17 protein-coding genes are annotated in these 16,534 nt (G+C 60.0%); 13 read left to right on the top strand and 4 right to left on the bottom strand.

Going from position 1 to position 16,534, the window contains the following annotated elements; genetic code table 11:
* Positions 1–59 precede the first annotated feature (59 nt).
* Both H4V96_RS02385 and erpA read left to right on the top strand, forming a co-directional pair.
* Complete coding sequence (locus H4V96_RS02385) at positions 60–449, top strand: polymer-forming cytoskeletal protein (protein ID WP_010393290.1); 390 nt, start codon at positions 60–62, stop codon at positions 447–449.
* A gap of 129 nt (positions 450–578) precedes the next feature.
* Positions 579–941, top strand: coding sequence for an iron-sulfur cluster insertion protein ErpA (gene erpA, locus H4V96_RS02390; protein WP_029496047.1), 363 nt, complete (start codon positions 579–581; stop codon positions 939–941).
* A 165-nt stretch (positions 942–1,106) separates the two neighbouring features.
* Here erpA and H4V96_RS02395 read toward each other — a convergent pair whose 3' ends face one another.
* Both H4V96_RS02395 and H4V96_RS02400 read right to left on the bottom strand, forming a co-directional pair.
* Complete coding sequence (locus tag H4V96_RS02395) at positions 1,107–2,225, bottom strand: anhydro-N-acetylmuramic acid kinase (protein WP_280720675.1); 1,119 nt, start codon at positions 2,223–2,225, stop codon at positions 1,107–1,109.
* 112 nt (positions 2,226–2,337) lie between these two features.
* Positions 2,338–3,705: a M23 family metallopeptidase gene (locus tag H4V96_RS02400; protein ID WP_010393298.1), complete on the bottom strand. Its 1,368-nt coding sequence runs from the start codon at positions 3,703–3,705 to the stop codon at positions 2,338–2,340.
* Between the two features lie 154 nt (positions 3,706–3,859).
* Between H4V96_RS02400 and tyrS the strand changes: the two genes are divergently transcribed.
* From tyrS to H4V96_RS02455, 11 genes are all read left to right on the top strand, one after another.
* Positions 3,860–5,125 carry a tyrosine--tRNA ligase gene (gene tyrS / locus H4V96_RS02405; RefSeq protein ID WP_070345816.1) on the top strand — a complete coding sequence of 422 codons (1,266 nt, stop codon included), beginning with the start codon at positions 3,860–3,862 and terminating at the stop codon, positions 5,123–5,125.
* Positions 5,122–5,571 carry a D-aminoacyl-tRNA deacylase gene (gene dtd / locus H4V96_RS02410; protein ID WP_196856071.1) on the top strand — a complete coding sequence of 150 codons (450 nt, stop codon included), beginning with the start codon at positions 5,122–5,124 and terminating at the stop codon, positions 5,569–5,571. Before tyrS ends, dtd begins: the two co-directional genes overlap by 4 nt.
* Positions 5,572–5,596: 25 nt before the next feature.
* Positions 5,597–6,253 (top strand): YbhB/YbcL family Raf kinase inhibitor-like protein, encoded by a 657-nt coding sequence (locus H4V96_RS02415; RefSeq protein WP_196856070.1) that lies wholly within the window; start codon positions 5,597–5,599, stop codon positions 6,251–6,253.
* Between the two features lie 3 nt (positions 6,254–6,256).
* Positions 6,257–6,901, top strand: a complete 645-nt coding sequence (locus H4V96_RS02420; protein WP_196856069.1) for a histidine phosphatase family protein — start codon at positions 6,257–6,259, stop codon at positions 6,899–6,901.
* A 116-nt stretch (positions 6,902–7,017) separates the two neighbouring features.
* Positions 7,018–8,070, top strand: a complete 1,053-nt coding sequence (gene dusB / locus H4V96_RS02425; RefSeq protein WP_080570545.1) for a tRNA dihydrouridine synthase DusB — start codon at positions 7,018–7,020, stop codon at positions 8,068–8,070.
* Between the two features lie 181 nt (positions 8,071–8,251).
* Positions 8,252–8,485 (top strand): helix-turn-helix domain-containing protein, encoded by a 234-nt coding sequence (locus tag H4V96_RS02430; RefSeq protein WP_008445162.1) that lies wholly within the window; start codon positions 8,252–8,254, stop codon positions 8,483–8,485.
* A gap of 102 nt (positions 8,486–8,587) precedes the next feature.
* The gene (purH, locus tag H4V96_RS02435) at positions 8,588–10,174 is read left to right on the top strand and encodes a bifunctional phosphoribosylaminoimidazolecarboxamide formyltransferase/IMP cyclohydrolase (protein WP_070345814.1); all 1,587 of its coding nucleotides are present in this window, start codon (positions 8,588–8,590) and stop codon (positions 10,172–10,174) included.
* A 134-nt stretch (positions 10,175–10,308) separates the two neighbouring features.
* A complete protein-coding gene (gene ruvC, locus H4V96_RS02440) occupies positions 10,309–10,848 on the top strand; it encodes a crossover junction endodeoxyribonuclease RuvC (RefSeq protein ID WP_010393321.1) in 540 nt (179 codons plus the stop codon).
* A 42-nt stretch (positions 10,849–10,890) separates the two neighbouring features.
* The gene (gene ruvA / locus H4V96_RS02445) at positions 10,891–11,469 is read left to right on the top strand and encodes a Holliday junction branch migration protein RuvA (protein ID WP_196856068.1); all 579 of its coding nucleotides are present in this window, start codon (positions 10,891–10,893) and stop codon (positions 11,467–11,469) included.
* 12 nt (positions 11,470–11,481) lie between these two features.
* Positions 11,482–12,537, top strand: coding sequence for a Holliday junction branch migration DNA helicase RuvB (ruvB, locus tag H4V96_RS02450; protein WP_196856067.1), 1,056 nt, complete (start codon positions 11,482–11,484; stop codon positions 12,535–12,537).
* A gap of 32 nt (positions 12,538–12,569) precedes the next feature.
* Positions 12,570–13,046: a YaiI/YqxD family protein gene (locus H4V96_RS02455; RefSeq protein ID WP_043460334.1), complete on the top strand. Its 477-nt coding sequence runs from the start codon at positions 12,570–12,572 to the stop codon at positions 13,044–13,046.
* Between the two features lie 46 nt (positions 13,047–13,092).
* On the opposite strand, the gene H4V96_RS02460 is transcribed toward H4V96_RS02455, so the two are convergent.
* Both H4V96_RS02460 and H4V96_RS02465 read right to left on the bottom strand, forming a co-directional pair.
* Positions 13,093–13,560, bottom strand: coding sequence for a DUF2147 domain-containing protein (locus H4V96_RS02460; protein ID WP_196856066.1), 468 nt, complete (start codon positions 13,558–13,560; stop codon positions 13,093–13,095).
* 113 nt (positions 13,561–13,673) lie between these two features.
* Complete coding sequence (locus H4V96_RS02465; protein ID WP_010393334.1) at positions 13,674–16,481, bottom strand: valine--tRNA ligase; 2,808 nt, start codon at positions 16,479–16,481, stop codon at positions 13,674–13,676.
* Between the last annotated feature and the right edge of the window lie 53 nt (positions 16,482–16,534).

The raw sequence follows: 16,534 nt of genomic DNA on the forward strand, positions 1-16,534 counted from the left end.
GTCATTTTGCCGGACCTGTGATAAATTGAGCTGCTATCGACCCCGACAGGATGACGTTCATGTTCGAGCGCAATGCGAAAACCCCCATCGATACCCTGATCGGCGCTACCACGCGGATCGAGGGTGACGTCCTGTTTTGCGGCGGCCTGCGCATCGATGGCCAGGTGCGCGGCAATGTCAGGGGCGAGCCGGGTGCGCCCACCTATGTCGTGCTGGGCGAGGCGGGGCGCATCGATGGCGAAGTGCGCTGCTCCAGCCTGGTCGTCAGCGGCGAGATCAATGGCCCCGTGTATGTGTCTGAAATGCTTGAAATCCAGCCCAAAGCCCGCATTCTCGGCGAGGTCTACTACAAGGTGCTGGAAATGCACAGTGGCGCATTGGTGCAGGGCAAGCTGAGTCGCCACGACAGCGCCGACCCGGTGCTGCACCTGGCCGTGTCGGAAGTGTGAGCAGGAACAACACTGTTTTGCAGGCTACCAGGCAAAGCGCGACGCGCAGCAGGTTTTAAAGGTGGTGCGCAGCGCGAGTTGCGCCAACAGTCTATAATGAGGTAACGTTTTCTAGTAGGAGTGTCCGTTATGAATGCCGTCGCTGAAATGCAAGATGTGATCCCTTCACCTATTATCTTTACCGATAGCGCCGCCGAAAAAGTCGCGCAGCTGATCGAAGAAGAAGGTAATCCCGACCTGAAATTGCGCGTTTTCGTGCAGGGTGGCGGCTGTTCCGGCTTCCAGTACGGTTTCACCTTCGACGAAATCGTCAATGAAGATGACACCACCATGGTCAAGAACGGCGTCCAGCTGTTGATCGATTCCATGAGCTACCAGTATCTGGTCGGCGCGGAAATCGACTACAAGGATGACCTGGAAGGCGCGCAGTTCGTGATCAAGAATCCGACCGCCACCTCCACCTGCGGTTGCGGTTCTTCGTTCTCGGTATAAGCACACCTGAGAAAACGTCCATGGCGGCGTTGCATTGCCTCGCCGTACTATTTGTACTGTCTTTGGCAATGCGCCTTGCCCTGAACGCTTTTCAGGCACACCGGTTTGCCGGCGCAGCATGAAAATAGCGGATCATTGATCCGCTACTCGTTTTTGTGCGTCTGCTCAACGCGGATATAGCGCGCCGAGCACCCGCACACCCATCGCGCCGGTCACGGCAGGCAAGTTGCCGGGCTGACGCTGTGTAAAACGCCATGCCAGCCAGGCAAATGCCAGCGCCTCGACCTGGCTCGGTGCCACGCCCAGCGCTTGCGTCGATGCCACCGCCATGCCCGGCAATTGAGCGGCCAGCGCTGCCATCAGGCTGGCGTTCTGCGCGCCGCCGCCACACACATACACGTTTTCCGCCTGCGCGCCGTCGCGCGCGATGGCCTGCGCCAGGCTGACGGCTGTCAGCTGTGTCAGGGTCGCTTGTACGTCAGCCGGCAGGGCAGAGGAATACCCGGCCAGCTTAGATTGCAGCCAGTCGGCATGGAACAGGTCGCGGCCCGTGCTTTTCGGCGCCGGCAAATCAAAATACGCTTCATTGAGCAAGTCTGTCAACAGGGCAGGGATGACCTGCCCCGTGGCGGCCCAGGCGCCGTTGGCGTCATACGGCTGGCCCTGGTGCTGCAAGACCCAGCCATCCATCAACGCATTGCCCGGACCCGTGTCGTAGCCGCTCACCTTGCCATCCGCGTGCAGCACGCTGATGTTGCTGATGCCGCCGATATTGGCCAGCACGCGTGTGTGGCCGGGCTGATTGAAAATGGCTTGATGGAAGGCCGGCACCAGTGGCGCGCCCTGACCGCCGGCCGCCACGTCGCGGCTGCGCAAGTCGGCGACGACGTCGATGCCCGTCAGTTCGGCCAGCAGGGCTGGATTATTCAACTGGCGCGTAAAGCCCAGTTCGGGGCGGTGGCGGATAGTCTGGCCGTGTGCGCCGATGGCGCTGATGGCATCGGCGCCTATGCCCGCCTTGCTCAAGAGCATGGCGACGCAGTCGGCGTAATGGCGCACGAGTTGATTGGCCGCCAGCGCTTCGCGTTCGATTTCATTCTGGCCCGCACTTTGCAATGCCATCAGGTCGGCGCGCAGGCTGGCGGGAAAGGCAATATAGGCGTCGCCCAGGCTGCGCGTGCCCTGGTCGGAAAAGTCGACCAGCGCGCCGTCGACGCCGTCCAGGCTGGTGCCCGACATCAAACCGATATACAGCATGGGTGTTTCCTTGAGTGCGTCAGTCATGGCTGCATTGTGCCGCATTTTCCTGCGCGCATAAAACAAAGACACCGGCCATTTGCATGGGCGGTGCCTTTGTCTGATGCCCGAAGGCAGCATCGCAATGTTGCAGTGTCGTTTAGCGCGACGCCAGTGCCCTGTCGTTCGGACGCAGCAGGGTGAAGCGGTGCATCATGTCAGCCGATACCGTGCGGAAGCGGCTCAGCTCGGCAGCCGTCAGCGGCGCCTGGGCTTGTACGTTCAGCTTGCTTGGATCTTGTGCCACGCCGCCGACGCGAAATTCATAGTGCAAATGTGCGCCTGTCGACCAGCCGGTGCTGCCAACATAGCCGATCACGTCGCCCTGGCTCACTTTTTGACCTTTTTTCAAGCCTGAAGCGAAGCGGCTCATGTGGGCATAGGCGGTGCTGTAGTTGGCCCAGTGCTTCAGAACAACCACATTGCCATAGCCGTTTTGAGTGCCAACGGACTCGACCACGGCATCGCCCGAGGCGCGGATAGGCGTGCCCGTTGCTGCAGCAAAATCGATACCCTTGTGCGCTTTCCAGTTGCCCGAAATCGGGTGCACGCGCATGGAGAAACCGGACGAGATGCGCGAGAATTCGAGGGGGGATTTCAGGAAGGCTTTTTTGAGGGACTTGCCGTCGAAACTGTAGTAACCGCCGCCTTGCTTGCTGGCTGGGTCTTCGAACCAAACGGACTGGTAAGTCGTGCCGCGGTTGGTGAATTCACCGGCCAGGATGCGGCCCGCTCGGACGAATTCGCCATCTTGCCAGAAAGTTTCGTAGACGACATTAAACGAGTCGCCGCGTTTCAGGTCGGAGCGGAAGTCGATATTGGTGGAGAACATTTCCACGATTTGTGCGGAAATCGAGTCTGGCAGGCGCGTACCGTCCAGGCTGGAGTCGGTGGCGGCGAACAGGGTGGAGGTAATCTTGCGCGCATGCATTTCAACGCGGCGTTCCAGTTGGGCTGCCACTTCCGTGGCCACGAATTTGTCGCCCTTGCGGGTGATCATGATGTTCTTGACCGATTTGTCGCTGCCATCGACGAGGGTGGCGCGCATCCAGTTGAGTTCGCCGTTTTCGGACGTTTGCGCTTGCACGCGCTTGCCTGATTTCAGCAACATCACGCCGCGCGCGATCTTGTCGGTTTTGATGAAATTGGCAGCGGCCGCATCATCCACGCCGAGACGGGTCAGCAGGGTGGCGAGGGTATCGCCAGCGCGGACTTTTTCTTCGTGGGTGAAATTCTGGTCTACCTGTTCCATCGCGGAAATTTGCGAAGCCAGATCCGGCATTTCCAGATTTTGCGCGATCGAGGTCACTGGCAAGTCGGATGCGTCGGGCGCCATGGGAGAAACAGCGACCGCGCCGAAGGCGGCCACGGCGAGCAGCACTGCCGACACGCTGATAATGCGTGCCTTGCGTGTCGCCGCCAGCTGTGTGTACAAGCGTGAGCCTGTGATTTTATGTATAGGGTTCATGCAATCAGTTAAAATTTGCCCTTGAACGTGACCTGAACTAATGCTCTTTGTTATTGTTATTTTGGTTCGTTTTCATACGGCAAGATTGATGGGATCGAGCATTATAGCAAACTCCGAAAACCTACTACCATTTTGAGATCTACAGTCAAATTTTATGGAAATCAACACCACTGCATCGCCTGCCAAGGCTAACGCCGCTCAGGCCGCACTTCCGCTGTCGGACAGAGTACAAGAAGCCCTCGCCATTACCAAGCGTGGCGTCGATGAACTCTTGATCGAAAGCGAATTTGCGCAAAAATTAGCGCGCTCCGAGAAAAGCGGTGTTCCACTGCGCATCAAGCTGGGCCTGGATCCGACTGCACCCGACTTGCACCTGGGCCATACTGTCGTATTGAACAAAATGCGCCAGCTGCAAAACCTCGGCCATCAAGTCATTTTCCTTATTGGCGACTTCACTTCGATGATCGGCGACCCTTCGGGCCGCAACATCACGCGCCCGCCTTTGACCAAGGAACAGATCGAGATTAACGCGATGACGTATTTCGCGCAAGCATCTTTAGTGTTGGACGCCAGCAAGACCGAAATCCGCTATAACTCCGAGTGGTGCGATCCGCTGGGCGCGCGCGGCATCATCAAGCTCGCTTCCCACTACACGGTGGCGCGCATGATCGAGCGCGACGACTTCACCAAGCGCTTCCAGGGCGGCATTCCTATTTCCGTGCATGAATTCCTGTACCCGCTGATGCAAGGTTACGACTCGGTGGCCCTGAAATCGGACCTGGAACTGGGTGGCACGGACCAGAAGTTCAACCTGCTGGTGGGCCGCGAACTGCAAAAGCAGTATGGCCAGGAGCAGCAGTGTATCTTGACCATGCCGCTGCTGGAGGGCCTCGATGGCGTGGAAAAAATGTCCAAGTCGAAGAATAACTACATCGGCATCACCGAACCGGGCAATACCATGTTCGCCAAGCTGATGAGCATTTCCGACGTCATGATGTGGCGTTACTACGAGTTGCTGTCGTGGCGTTCCATCGACGAACTGGCACAGCTGAAGCGCGAAGTCGAGGGTGGACGCAATCCGCGCGATGCCAAGGTTGCGCTGGCGCAAGAAATCGTTGCCCGTTTCCACTCGCAGCAGGCAGCGCAAGATGCGCTGACCGATTTCGTCAACCGCTCCAAGGGCGGCATTCCCGACGATATCGCGGCGGTGACGCTGGCTGGCGCGCCGCTGGGCATTCCGCAATTGCTCAAGCAGGCGGGCCTGTGCCCATCGACCTCGGAAGCCATGCGCAAGATCGACCAGGGCGGCGTGCGCATCGACGGCACCGTCATCAGCGACAAGGCGCTGCAAGTGGCGGCCGGTGAGTTCGTCTTGCAAGTTGGCAAGCGCAGTTTCGCGCGCGTCACCTTGACGCCATGATTGCGCTGCTGCAAAGAGTGACGCAGGCAAAGGTCGACGTTGCCGGCGCCACCATCGGCGCCATCGACGCCGGCCTGATGGTGCTGGTGTGTGCGGAGCGCGGCGATACGGAAAAGGAAGCAGAAGCCTTGCTGGCCAAATTGCTCGGCTATCGCGTGTTTGCTGACGCGGCGGGCAAGATGAACCGCAGCGTGACCGATGTGGCAGGCGGCTTGCTGCTGGTGCCCCAGTTCACCCTGGCGGCCGATACCAAGTCCGGCACGCGCCCGTCATTTACGCCGGCGGCCGCACCGCACGATGGCTTGCGCCTGTTCACGCATTTCGTGGAACAGGCGCGCAGCCGCCATGCGGGCGTGCAAACGGGGCAGTTCGGTGCCGACATGCAAGTGTCGCTGACGAACGACGGGCCCGTCACCTTCTGGCTGCAGGTCAATGCAAAGCAATAAATGAAGTGCTAAAGGGGAGCAGGCGATGAAATTGTGGAGCGAGACGTTTCGTGATGGCGGGCTGATGCCGGCCGAGTATGCTTTTTCCGAGATCGATCCAGCCAGCCGCGTGCGCCTCGCCGGCAACCGCAATCCCCATCTGGCTTGGGACGAGGTGCCTAACGGTACCGAGTCGCTGGCCCTGTTCTGCATCGACCCCGATGCGCCGCAAGACGCCAGCCTGGCCAACCGCAACGACCAATCGCTGCCGCTGACGGCGCCGCGCAGCAACTTTTATCACTGGAGCTTGCTCGATTTGCCGCCCGCCATGCGCGCTATTGCCGCCGGTGAATTTTCCAGCGGCATGACGCCGCGCGGCAAGGCTGCCGCTACTGGCACTGGCACTGGTGCTGGGCTGCCATTGCGCCAGGGCCTGAATGACTATACGGGCTGGTTTGCCGGTGATGCCGCCATGGCCGGCGATTATTACGGCTATGATGGACCGTGTCCGCCATGGAATGACGAGCGCATCCACCATTACCTTTTCCGTCTGTATGCGCTCGACGTGCCGCAACTGGCCTTGCCCCAGCGTTTTACCGGGCAGCAAGCGCACGCCGCTCTGTACGGCCACATCCTCGACGAAGCCCAGCTCGTCGTTGCCTACTCGCTCAACCCCGAGCTGGCACTTACCCTGAAGAAATAAAGCATGAGCACCACGATTTTACTCATACGCCATGGCGAAACGGCCTGGAATGCGGGCCGCCGCCTGCAGGGCCATATCGATATCGCCTTGAACGCGGCGGGCCTGGCGCAAGCGGGGGCGCTGGGGCAGGCGCTGGCGGACGCACCGCTGGCCGCTATCATTGCCAGCGATTTGCAACGCGCGCAGCAGACGGCGCAAGCCGTGGCCGATGTGCAAGACTTGCCCGTGCAAATAGATCCTTTGCTGCGCGAGCGTTGCTATGGCGCCTTCGAAGGCTTGCTGTATGCCGACATTGCGGCGCGCTATGCACATGAGTATGCGCAATGGCAATCGCGGCAGATCGATGCCGTGATGCCGTCCGGCGAGCGCGAGGCGGAGAGTTTCCGCCAGTTTTATGCGCGCGCCAATGGCGCCATCGCCCGCTGGGCCCAGCAGTATGAGGGCCAGACGATTGCCATCGTGGCGCACGGCGGCGTGCTTGAGTGTGCCTACCGCGAAGCGCTCGGCATGGCGCTCGACAGCCCGCGTGACTTCCAGGTGAAAAATGCCAGCGTCAACCGTTTTTCGTATGCCGACGGCAAGCTGCATTTAGTGCACTGGGGAAATATCGAACATCTGAGCGCGCCCGCGATGGACGAGCTGGGCTAACAGCGCTCTACGCGGCCCCATAGTCACTCTGACGCACTGATCGAAAAATAGTGCTTATTATTTAGGCAGGGAATCGGTTAAAATAGCAGGTTACCCCGTCCATTCCAGGTTCTTCAGTGCAAATCGGCCCTCACATTCTGCGCAACAACGTTTTCGTCGCTCCCATGGCGGGCGTGACGGACCGGCCTTTCCGTCAGTTGTGCAAGCAACTGGGTGCCGGCTATGCCGTGTCGGAGATGGCGGCGTCGAATCCGCGCCTGTGGGCGACGGAAAAAAGCACGCGTCGCACGGATCACGAAGGCGAAATGGAGCCGAAAGCCGTGCAAATCGCCGGCGCCGATCCACAAGACCTGGCCGATTGCGCCAAGTTCAACGTCGACCGCGGTGCGCAGATCATCGACATCAACATGGGTTGCCCCGTGAAGAAGGTATGCAACAGCTGGTGCGGTTCGGCCTTGCTGCAAAACGAAAGCCTGGTCGAACGGATTTTGCACGCCGTCGTCAACGCCGTTGATGTGCCCGTTACCTTGAAGTTTCGCACGGGCTGGAACCGCGAAAACAAAAATGCCTTGCGCATCGCCCGCATCGCCGAGCAGGCCGGCATCCAGATGCTGACCTTGCACGGCCGCACGCGCGCCGATGGCTACAAAGGTGATGCCGAATATGAAACTATTGCCGCAGTGAAAGCATCGGTGGGCATTCCAGTGGTCGCCAATGGCGACATCACCAGCCCCCAGAAGGCCCGCTTCGTGCTCGATCAGACGGGTGCCGATGCCGTCATGATCGGCCGCGCGGCGCAGGGGCGGCCGTGGATTTGTCGCGAAATCGACCATTTCTTGCGTACCGGCACCTTGCTGCCGGCGCCCTACGTGGACGAAGTACGCACCTTGATGGATGAGCATTTGCGCGCCCATTACGCGTTTTACGGCGAATTCCTCGGTGTGCGCACAGCACGCAAGCACATCGGTTGGTATGTGCAGGACCTGGAAGGCGGCGAAGCGTTCCGCCAGCAAATGAACTTGCTGGAGTCGACGGACGCGCAATTGCTGGCCGTCGATCAATTTTTTGAGTCGCAATGGAAATTTGGCGAGCGGTTACAATACCGCCTCTCCGAATCGAGTGAAAGTGGCCTGATCGATGTGATCAAACCTACGGCCACGGCAGCATGAGCAGATAACACAAGCAGGAAAATAAGTTAGCAGTAGCTAAGTTAGCAGTAATACAAGGGCGAGCGCCTATACAGAGCGTCATGCAATATTAATTACAACACCGGGGCAAGATGGCAGCACGCGGACCGCATGAGCGGCGCGGCACCCGATTGCCTGGTGTTCAGCCGGTTGAAGCATACAAATGAGCAAAGAAAGCATTCAGGAAGTCGTACAGAAAAGTCTAGAAGATTACTTCAATGACCTGGGCGAACAACAAGCATCGAATATCTATGACATGGTCGTGCTGACCGTGGAAAAGCCCATCCTGGAGGTCGTGATGACACGCGCCGATGGCAACCAGTCGCACGCCGCGCAGATGCTGGGCATCAACCGCAACACCTTGCGCAAGAAATTGCAGGAGCACGGTTTGCTGTAATGCCGGCATGCAAGTGACGCCAAGATTTGAATCCGCCGCCGCCGCAGCCAGACGACTGAGCGGCGCCATTCGCCAAGAACACTTAACCACCTAGCCACAGCCATGATCAAACAAGCTCTCCTTTCCGTTTCCGACAAGACCGGCGTTCTCGAATTCGCGCGTGCCCTGTCTGCCCTCGGCGTCAACCTCCTGTCCACCGGCGGTACCGCCAAATTACTGGCAGACAACGGTGTTCCCGTCACGGAAGTTGCCGATTACACGGGTTTCCCGGAGATGCTCGATGGCCGTGTGAAGACCTTGCACCCGAAAGTGCACGGCGGTATCCTGGCGCGCCGCGATTTCCCCGAGCATATGTCGAAACTGGTCGAGCACGACATGCCGACCATCGACATGGTGGTGGTCAACCTGTATCCATTCCAGGGCACGGTCGCCAAGGCCGATTGCACGCTGGAAGACGCGATCGAAAACATCGATATCGGCGGCCCGACCATGTTGCGTTCGGCAGCCAAGAACCACAAGGACGTCGTCGTCATCTGCGATCCGACCGACTACGACGCTGTGCTGGCGGAATTGCGCTCGGCCGACGGCACGGCCGGCACGGTCAGCTACGATACCAAGTTCATGCTGGCGAAAAAAGTCTTTGCGCATACGGCGCAATACGATGGCGCCATCACCAACTACCTGACCAGCCTGGGGCCGACGAAAGTGCACGCCGAGCGCGGCGCCTACCCGCAAGTGTTGAACGTTGCATTTGAGAAAGTGCAAGACATGCGTTACGGTGAAAATCCGCATCAGAGCGCCGCTTTCTACCGCGATCTGATCACGATCGATGGCGCGCTGGCCAACTACCGCCAGTTGCAAGGCAAGGAATTGTCGTACAACAACATCGCCGATGCCGATGCCGCCTGGGAGTGCGTGAAGAGTCTGGGCGGCTTTGAGCAAAGCGCTGCCTGCGTCATCGTCAAGCACGCCAACCCGTGCGGCGTCGCGCTGGGCAAGAATGCGGCTCAAGCCTATGCGCGCGCCCTGCAGACCGACCCGACTTCCGCGTTTGGCGGCATCATCGCCTTCAACACGGAACTCGACGGCGCCACCGCCGCCGAAATCGCCAAGCTGTTCGTCGAAGTGCTGATCGCGCCATCGTTCTCGGCCGAAGCGAAACAGATTCTGTCGAGCAAGCAAAACGTGCGCATGCTGGAAATCGCGCTGGGCAGCGGCGTCAACGCCATGGACTTCAAGCGCGTCGGTGGCGGCTTGCTGGTGCAATCGCCGGATGCGAAAAACGTCGGCGTCGGCGACTTGCGCGTGGTCAGCAAGCTGCAGCCAACGCCGCAGCAATTGTCCGACCTGATGTTCGCCTGGAAAGTAGCGAAATTCGTCAAGTCGAACGCCATCGTCTTCTGTGGCAATAACATGACCCTGGGCGTGGGCGCTGGCCAGATGAGCCGTATCGACTCGGCCCGCATCGCATCGATCAAGGCGCAAAACGCTGGCCTGTCGCTGACCGGCTCGGTGGTGGCGTCGGACGCTTTCTTCCCGTTCCGCGACGGCCTCGACGTCGTCGTCGACGCGGGCGCGACCTGCGTGATCCACCCGGGCGGCTCCATGCGCGACCAGGAAGTGATCGATGCGGCGGACGAGCGCGGCGTGGTCATGCTCTACACGGGCACGCGTCATTTCCGTCATTAATTAAACCCAACGGCAAATGCTGGGGTCAGACCCGCCGGGTCTGACCCCGGATGTTGCTTGTGGGGTGACGATGTATAGAACGGCAGGCACCGGTTATTCACCGGTGTCTGCCGTATTCATTATAGAATCTGGCGATGATTATTCTTGGCATCGATCCTGGGCTGCGCACGACCGGCTTTGGGGTCATTGAAAAACACGGCAACAAGCTGCGCTATATCGCTTCGGGGACCGTCAAGACCGGTTCCGAAGAGCAATTGCCGCCGCGCCTGAAGATCATCTTGCACGGCGTGAGCGAAATCGTCAGCACTTACCGGCCCGACTGCGCGGCCATCGAAAAAGTGTTTGTCAACGTCAATCCCCAATCGACTCTGCTGCTGGGCCAGGCGCGCGGCGCGGCCATTTGCGCGCTCGTGCATGCCGACCTGTCGGTGGCCGAATACACGGCGCTGCAAGTGAAACAAGCCGTCACGGGCCACGGCAAGGCGGCCAAGGAGCAGGTGCAGGAGATGGTGGCGCGACTGCTGTCCTTGCCCGGCTTGCCTGGTACGGATGCGGCCGATGCGCTGGGCGTGGCCATTTGCCATGCCAACAGTATCGATGCGCTGGCCATGCTCGGCGCGGTGGCGCCCCAACTGCAAGGCTTGCGCATGAAGCGCGGCCGTTTAGTGGGATAGGCGCATGGCCCTCATATATATACACAACATTAGGAACACGCGATGATAGGTCGTCTCTCCGGTATTTTGCTTGAAAAGAATCCGCCACAATTGCTGGTCGATTGCCAGGGCGTCGGCTATGAAGTCGATGTGCCGATGAGCACGTTCTACAACTTGCCCCAAGTGGGCGAAAAAGTCGTGCTGTTCACGCACCAGGCCATCCGTGAAGATGCGCACCTGCTGTTTGGCTTCGGCAATGCGGCCGAGCGGGCCGTGTTTCGCCAGTTGATCAAGATCACGGGCGTGGGCGCGCGCATGGCCTTGTCCATCCTGTCGGGCATGACGATTGCCGACCTGGCGCAAGCGATCACCTTGCAAGATTCGGGCCGCCTGGTCAGAGTGCCTGGCATCGGCAAGAAGACGGCCGAACGCCTGCTGTTGGAATTGAAGGGCAAGATCGGTGCGGATCTCGGCCCGCTAGGCGCACACGCTGCGCCCGATGCGCAGTCCGATATCCTCAATGCCCTGCTGGCGCTGGGCTATTCGGACAAGGAAGCAATGGCAGCCGTGAAAAACGTGCCGACCAGCAGTGGCGTGTCGGACGGCATCAAACTGGCGCTGAAAGCGCTGTCGAAAGGCTAACGGGAACACTGCATGAGCATCCAGACCGATATCTTCACGGAGCAGCGCATCATCGACGCGGCGCCCATCTCGCATAACGAAGAGGCCATCGAACGGGCCTTGCGCCCCAAGCAACTCGACGAGTACGTGGGGCAGGAAAAGATCCGTGGCCAGCTGGAAATTTTCATCACGGCCGCGCGCCAGCGCAAGGAAGCGCTCGACCATACCTTGCTGTTCGGGCCACCTGGCCTGGGCAAGACGACCCTGGCGCACATCATTGCGCGCGAAATGGGCGTCAATCTGCGCCAGACCTCGGGCCCCGTGCTGGAACGCCCGGGCGACCTGGCGGCGATTTTGACGAACCTGGAAGCGAACGACGTCCTGTTCATCGATGAAATCCACCGGCTGTCACCGGTTGTGGAAGAGATCCTGTATCCGGCGCTCGAAGATTATCAAATCGATATCATGATCGGCGAAGGCCCGGCTGCGCGTTCCGTGAAGCTCGATTTGCAGCCGTTTACCCTGGTCGGCGCCACCACGCGCGCCGGCATGCTGACCAATCCGCTGCGCGACCGTTTTGGCATCGTCGCGCGCCTGGAGTTCTATAACACGGGCGAATTGACGAAGATCGTCACGCGCAGCGCCGCTTTGCTGAAAGCCCCGATCGACCCCGAAGGCGCGCTTGAAATCGCCCAGCGCGCGCGTGGCACGCCGCGCATCGCCAACCGCTTGCTGCGCCGCGTGCGCGATTTCGCGGAAGTCAAAAGCAATGGCGACATTACCAAGGTGGTGGCCGACCGCGCGCTGGCCATGCTCGACGTCGATTCCGTGGGCTTTGACGTGATGGACCGCAAGCTGCTCGAAGCGGTGCTGTTCAAGTTCGGCGGCGGCCCCGTTGGCATCGGCAACCTGGCAGCCGCCATCGGCGAAGCGGCCGATACCATCGAAGACGTACTGGAACCGTATTTGATCCAGCAAGGCTTTTTGCAGCGCACGCCGCGTGGCAGGGTCGCTACGCCAGCGGCCTATCTGCACTTCGGCGTCAGCGCGCCGCGCACCGGCCCCGGTGGTGAAGCGTGGGAACTGTGATGGCGCACGAGCGTCAACCGAGTATGCCGAGCATGCAAATCTGGATCGACGCCGATGCCTGCCCCGTGGTCATCAAGGAAATCCTGTACCGCGTGGCCGAGCGCCTGGAGTTGCCGCTCATCCTGGTAGCCAACCAGGGCTTGCGCGTGCCGCCGTCGCGTTTTATTCGCACCGTGCAAGTGCCGTCCGGTGCCGATGTGGCGGACCAGGAAATCGTGCGGCTGTTGAATCCGGGCGACCTCGTCATCACGGGCGATATTCCGCTGGCGGCCGACGTGCTGACCAAGGGCGGTTTTGCGCTCAATCCGCGTGGCGATTTTTACACGAAGGACAATATCGCCCAGCAATTGACGATGCGCGCCTTCATGGAAGAATTGCGCAGTGGCGGCGTGGACACCGGTGGCCCGGCCGCCTTCAGCCAGTCCGACCGGCAGCAGTTCGCCAACAGCCTGGACCGGCATCTGAGCAAGCATCACCGCAAGCCGGCGCCAGCCGTGCGCCAGACGTAAAAAAGCCGGCGCAGGGCCGGCTTCAGCGGGGCCGTGCGTGCGCTGCTTATTCTTCGCGCAACCACGTCTGCGAACGGCCAAACATCGGCACACCGACATAGCCGCGCACTTGCAGCTTGCTGCCGCCTTCCGTCAGTTCAGCCTTGCTCTTGTAGACCTTGCCGCTGGCCGGATCCGTGATTTCGCCGCCCGCCCATTCCTTGCCGTCATATTTCAGGCCGGACAAGATCACCAGGCCGATGATGGGCTGGTCCTTGTTGGCGCCCGTGCACTTGTCGCACTTGGGGTTTGGATCTTCATTCGGGCTACGGAACAGCTTGTCAATCTTGCCTTGCAAGACACCGTTGCTTTCCGTGATGACGACCAGCGATTTCGGTTTGCCGGTGGCGTCGTCGATGGTTTTCCACGTGCCGACTGCGCTGTGGTTGCCGTCGCGCGCGGCGGCGCTGCCGGCGATAGCCAGGGCGGCCATCATGATGCTTGCTGCGACGCTTGCTTTGGATATTTTATGCATTGCTAGTCTCCTATGTTTTTTTGATCGGATCGCGAACATTCTATATATCAAGGCAAGACCAGCAGTGCTGCGCGGCGTCACGCAGGACGCCGCGCAATCTTGCCAAACTTGCCTTATGCGCTGGCTAGTTTAGCAAACTGTTCGCGCAATTTTTCAATTGTGGCCGAAAAACTGAGCAGACGCTCGTTTTCTTGCGCAACAATGGCGGCCGGGGCGCGCGCGACAAAGCTCTCATTGCCTAATTTGCCATTTACTTTGGCAATTTCCGCTTCGATGCGGGCGATTTCCTTGCCCAGGCGTTCGCGTTCGGCGGCCACGTCGATTTCCACTTTCAGCATCAGCTTGGTGGTGCCGACGATGGCGACGGCGGCAGGCGAGTCTGGCAGCGCATCGACGATCTGCACTTCGGCCAGCTTGCCCAGCGACTGGATGTAGGGCGCGTACGAGGCCAGTGCTGCCTTTTCCGTCGCATTGCCCGCTTCGACGATCAGCGGCACGCGCACGGAAGGAGAAATCTGCATTTCGCCGCGCAGGTTGCGTGTCGCATCCGTCAACGCTTTCAGCTGCTGCATCCACGCTTCGGCCGCTTCATCGATCTTGTCGGTGTTGGCGATCGGGTACGGCTGCATCATGATGGAATCGCCCTCTGGCTTGAGCGTCTTGCCGGCCAAAGGCGCGACCGTCTGCCACAGCGCTTCCGTGACGAAGGGGATGATCGGATGGGCCAGGCGCAGCACCACTTCCAGCACGCGCAGCAGGGTGTGGCGGGTGGCGCGCTGCTGGCCTTCCGTACCTTGCTGCACTTGCACCTTGGCCACTTCCAGATACCAGTCGCAATACTCGTCCCAGACGAATTTATAGATCGATGCGGCGATATTGTCGAAACGGAAGTCTTCGAAGCCCTTGGCCACGTCCAGTTCCGCTTTTTGCAGCAAGGAAATGATCCATTTGTCCGCTTGCGACAGATCGGCGTCGTTCGCAGTGCAATCCTTGCCTTCCGTATTCATCATGACGAAACGGGTGGCATTCCACATCTTGTTGCAGAAGTTGCGGTAGCCTTCGCAGCGGCCCAGGTCGAAGTTGATATTGCGGCCCAGCGATGCATAGCTGGCCATGGTGAAGCGCACGGCGTCGGTGCCGTAGGCGGAAATGCCTTCCGGAAATTCCTTGCGCGTCGCCTTGGTGATCTTTTCCGCGTCGCGCGGGTTCATCAGTCCCGTGGTGCGCTTGACGATCAAGCCTTCCAGGTCGATGCCGTCGATCAGGTCGATCGGGTCGAGCGTATTGCCCTTCGACTTGGACATTTTCTGTCCCGTCGAGTCGCGCACCAGACCGTGCACGTAGACGGTGTCAAACGGCACCTTGCCCGTGAAGTGCGCCGTCATCATGACCATGCGCGCGACCCAGAAAAAGATGATGTCGAAACCCGTCACCAGCACCGACGATGGCAGGAAAGCCTTCATGTCCGGCGTTTCTTCGGGCCAGCCCATGGTCGAGAAAGGCACCAGGGCCGACGAGAACCACGTGTCGAGCACATCGTCGTCACGCTTCAATGGGCCCGTGCTACCGGCGGCCAATGCCTTGGCTTGCGCCTCGGCTTCGGTCTTGGCAACAAAGATATTGCCCTTGTCGTCGTACCAGGCCGGGATTTGATGGCCCCACCACAGCTGGCGCGAGATGCACCAATCCTGGATGTTGTTGAGCCATTGGTTGTAGGTGGTGCTCCAGTTTTCCGGCACGAACTTGATGTCGCCGTTGGCGACCTTGTCCAGCGCGGTTTCGGCGATCGATTTGCCGGGGAAGAAAGTGCCTTCCGGGGCCGGTTTGCTCATGGCGACAAACCACTGGTCCGTCAGCATCGGCTCGATGACGACGCCGGTGCGGTCGCCGCGCGGCACCATCAGCTTGTGCGGCTTGACTTGCTCGAGCAAGCCTTGCGCATCGAGGTCGGCGACGATCTGCTTGCGCGCGGCGAAGCGGTCCATGCCGCGGTAGGCTGCCGGCGCGTCGTCGGTGATCTTGGCATCGAGCGTCAGGATGACGATTTGCGCCAGTTTGTGGCGCTGGCCCACGGCGTAATCGTTCATGTCGTGCGCCGGCGTAATCTTCACGCAACCGGTGCCGAATTCCTTGTCGACGTATTCGTCGGCGATGATGGGGATTTCGCGATCGCTCAAAGGCAGTTTCAGCATCTTGCCCACCAGCGGCAAATAGCGCTCGTCCGTCGGATCGACGGCCACGGCCACGTCGCCCAGCATGGTTTCAGGACGCGTCGTGGCCACCGTCAGGAAACCGCTGCCGTCGGCCAGCGGGTACTTGATGTACCACATGGAGCCGTCTTCTTCCTCGGACACCACTTCTAGGTCCGACACCGCCGTGCCCAGCACGGGATCCCAGTTGACCAGGCGCTTGCCGCGGTAGATCAGGCCTTGCTCGAACAGGCGCACGAAGACGTCGGTGACCACTTTCGAGCGCGGTTCATCCATCGTGAAGTATTCGCGCTGCCAGTCGGCCGAGGCGCCCAGGCGGCGCATTTGCCCGGTGATGATGGAACCGGATTTTTCTTTCCATTCCCACACTTTTTCCACGAATTTCTCGCGTCCCAGGTCATGGCGCGAAATCTTTTGCGCGTCCAGCTGGCGCTGCACGACGATTTGCGTGGCGATGCCGGCGTGGTCGGTGCCGGGAATCCAGGCCGTGTTGTGACCGAGCATGCGGTGGTAGCGCGTCAGGCCATCCATGATGGTCTGGTTGAACGCATGGCCCATGTGCAGGGTGCCGGTGACGTTCGGCGGCGGCAACTGGATGCTGAAGGAAGGTTTTCCGGCATCGAGGGTGGCGGTAAAGTAACCGCGCTGCTCCCACTCGGTGCGCCAGAATTGTTCAATGTCGGCGGGCTCGAAAGACTTGGCTAATTCCATGATTTGGCGTGTGATTGGCAAAAGGAACCATTATAGATGACGCGGCATCGCCT

Origin of the sequence: Janthinobacterium sp. CG_23.4, assembly GCF_029892305.1 — a bacterium.
GTDB lineage: Bacteria > Pseudomonadota > Gammaproteobacteria > Burkholderiales > Burkholderiaceae_D > Janthinobacterium > Janthinobacterium lividum_D.

Bases quoted from the DNA above. Each gene is read 5' to 3' on its own strand.
- ruvC (WP_010393321.1), top strand. From the start codon at position 10,309: ATGATTATTCTTGGCATCGATCCTGGGCTGCGCACGACCGGCTTTGGG.
- H4V96_RS02385 (WP_010393290.1), top strand. From the start codon at position 60: ATGTTCGAGCGCAATGCGAAAACCCCCATCGATACCCTGATCGGCGCT.
- H4V96_RS02460 (WP_196856066.1), bottom strand. From the start codon at position 13,560: ATGCATAAAATATCCAAAGCAAGCGTCGCAGCAAGCATCATGATGGCC.
- ruvA (WP_196856068.1), top strand. From the start codon at position 10,891: ATGATAGGTCGTCTCTCCGGTATTTTGCTTGAAAAGAATCCGCCACAA.
- H4V96_RS02465 (WP_010393334.1), bottom strand. From the start codon at position 16,481: ATGGAATTAGCCAAGTCTTTCGAGCCCGCCGACATTGAACAATTCTGG.
- H4V96_RS02430 (WP_008445162.1), top strand. From the start codon at position 8,252: ATGAGCAAAGAAAGCATTCAGGAAGTCGTACAGAAAAGTCTAGAAGAT.
- ruvB (WP_196856067.1), top strand. From the start codon at position 11,482: ATGAGCATCCAGACCGATATCTTCACGGAGCAGCGCATCATCGACGCG.
- H4V96_RS02415 (WP_196856070.1), top strand. From the start codon at position 5,597: ATGAAATTGTGGAGCGAGACGTTTCGTGATGGCGGGCTGATGCCGGCC.
- H4V96_RS02395 (WP_280720675.1), bottom strand. From the start codon at position 2,225: ATGACTGACGCACTCAAGGAAACACCCATGCTGTATATCGGTTTGATG.
- dtd (WP_196856071.1), top strand. From the start codon at position 5,122: ATGATTGCGCTGCTGCAAAGAGTGACGCAGGCAAAGGTCGACGTTGCC.
- H4V96_RS02455 (WP_043460334.1), top strand. From the start codon at position 12,570: ATGCAAATCTGGATCGACGCCGATGCCTGCCCCGTGGTCATCAAGGAA.
- purH (WP_070345814.1), top strand. From the start codon at position 8,588: ATGATCAAACAAGCTCTCCTTTCCGTTTCCGACAAGACCGGCGTTCTC.
- tyrS (WP_070345816.1), top strand. From the start codon at position 3,860: ATGGAAATCAACACCACTGCATCGCCTGCCAAGGCTAACGCCGCTCAG.
- H4V96_RS02400 (WP_010393298.1), bottom strand. From the start codon at position 3,705: ATGAACCCTATACATAAAATCACAGGCTCACGCTTGTACACACAGCTG.
- erpA (WP_029496047.1), top strand. From the start codon at position 579: ATGAATGCCGTCGCTGAAATGCAAGATGTGATCCCTTCACCTATTATC.
- H4V96_RS02420 (WP_196856069.1), top strand. From the start codon at position 6,257: ATGAGCACCACGATTTTACTCATACGCCATGGCGAAACGGCCTGGAAT.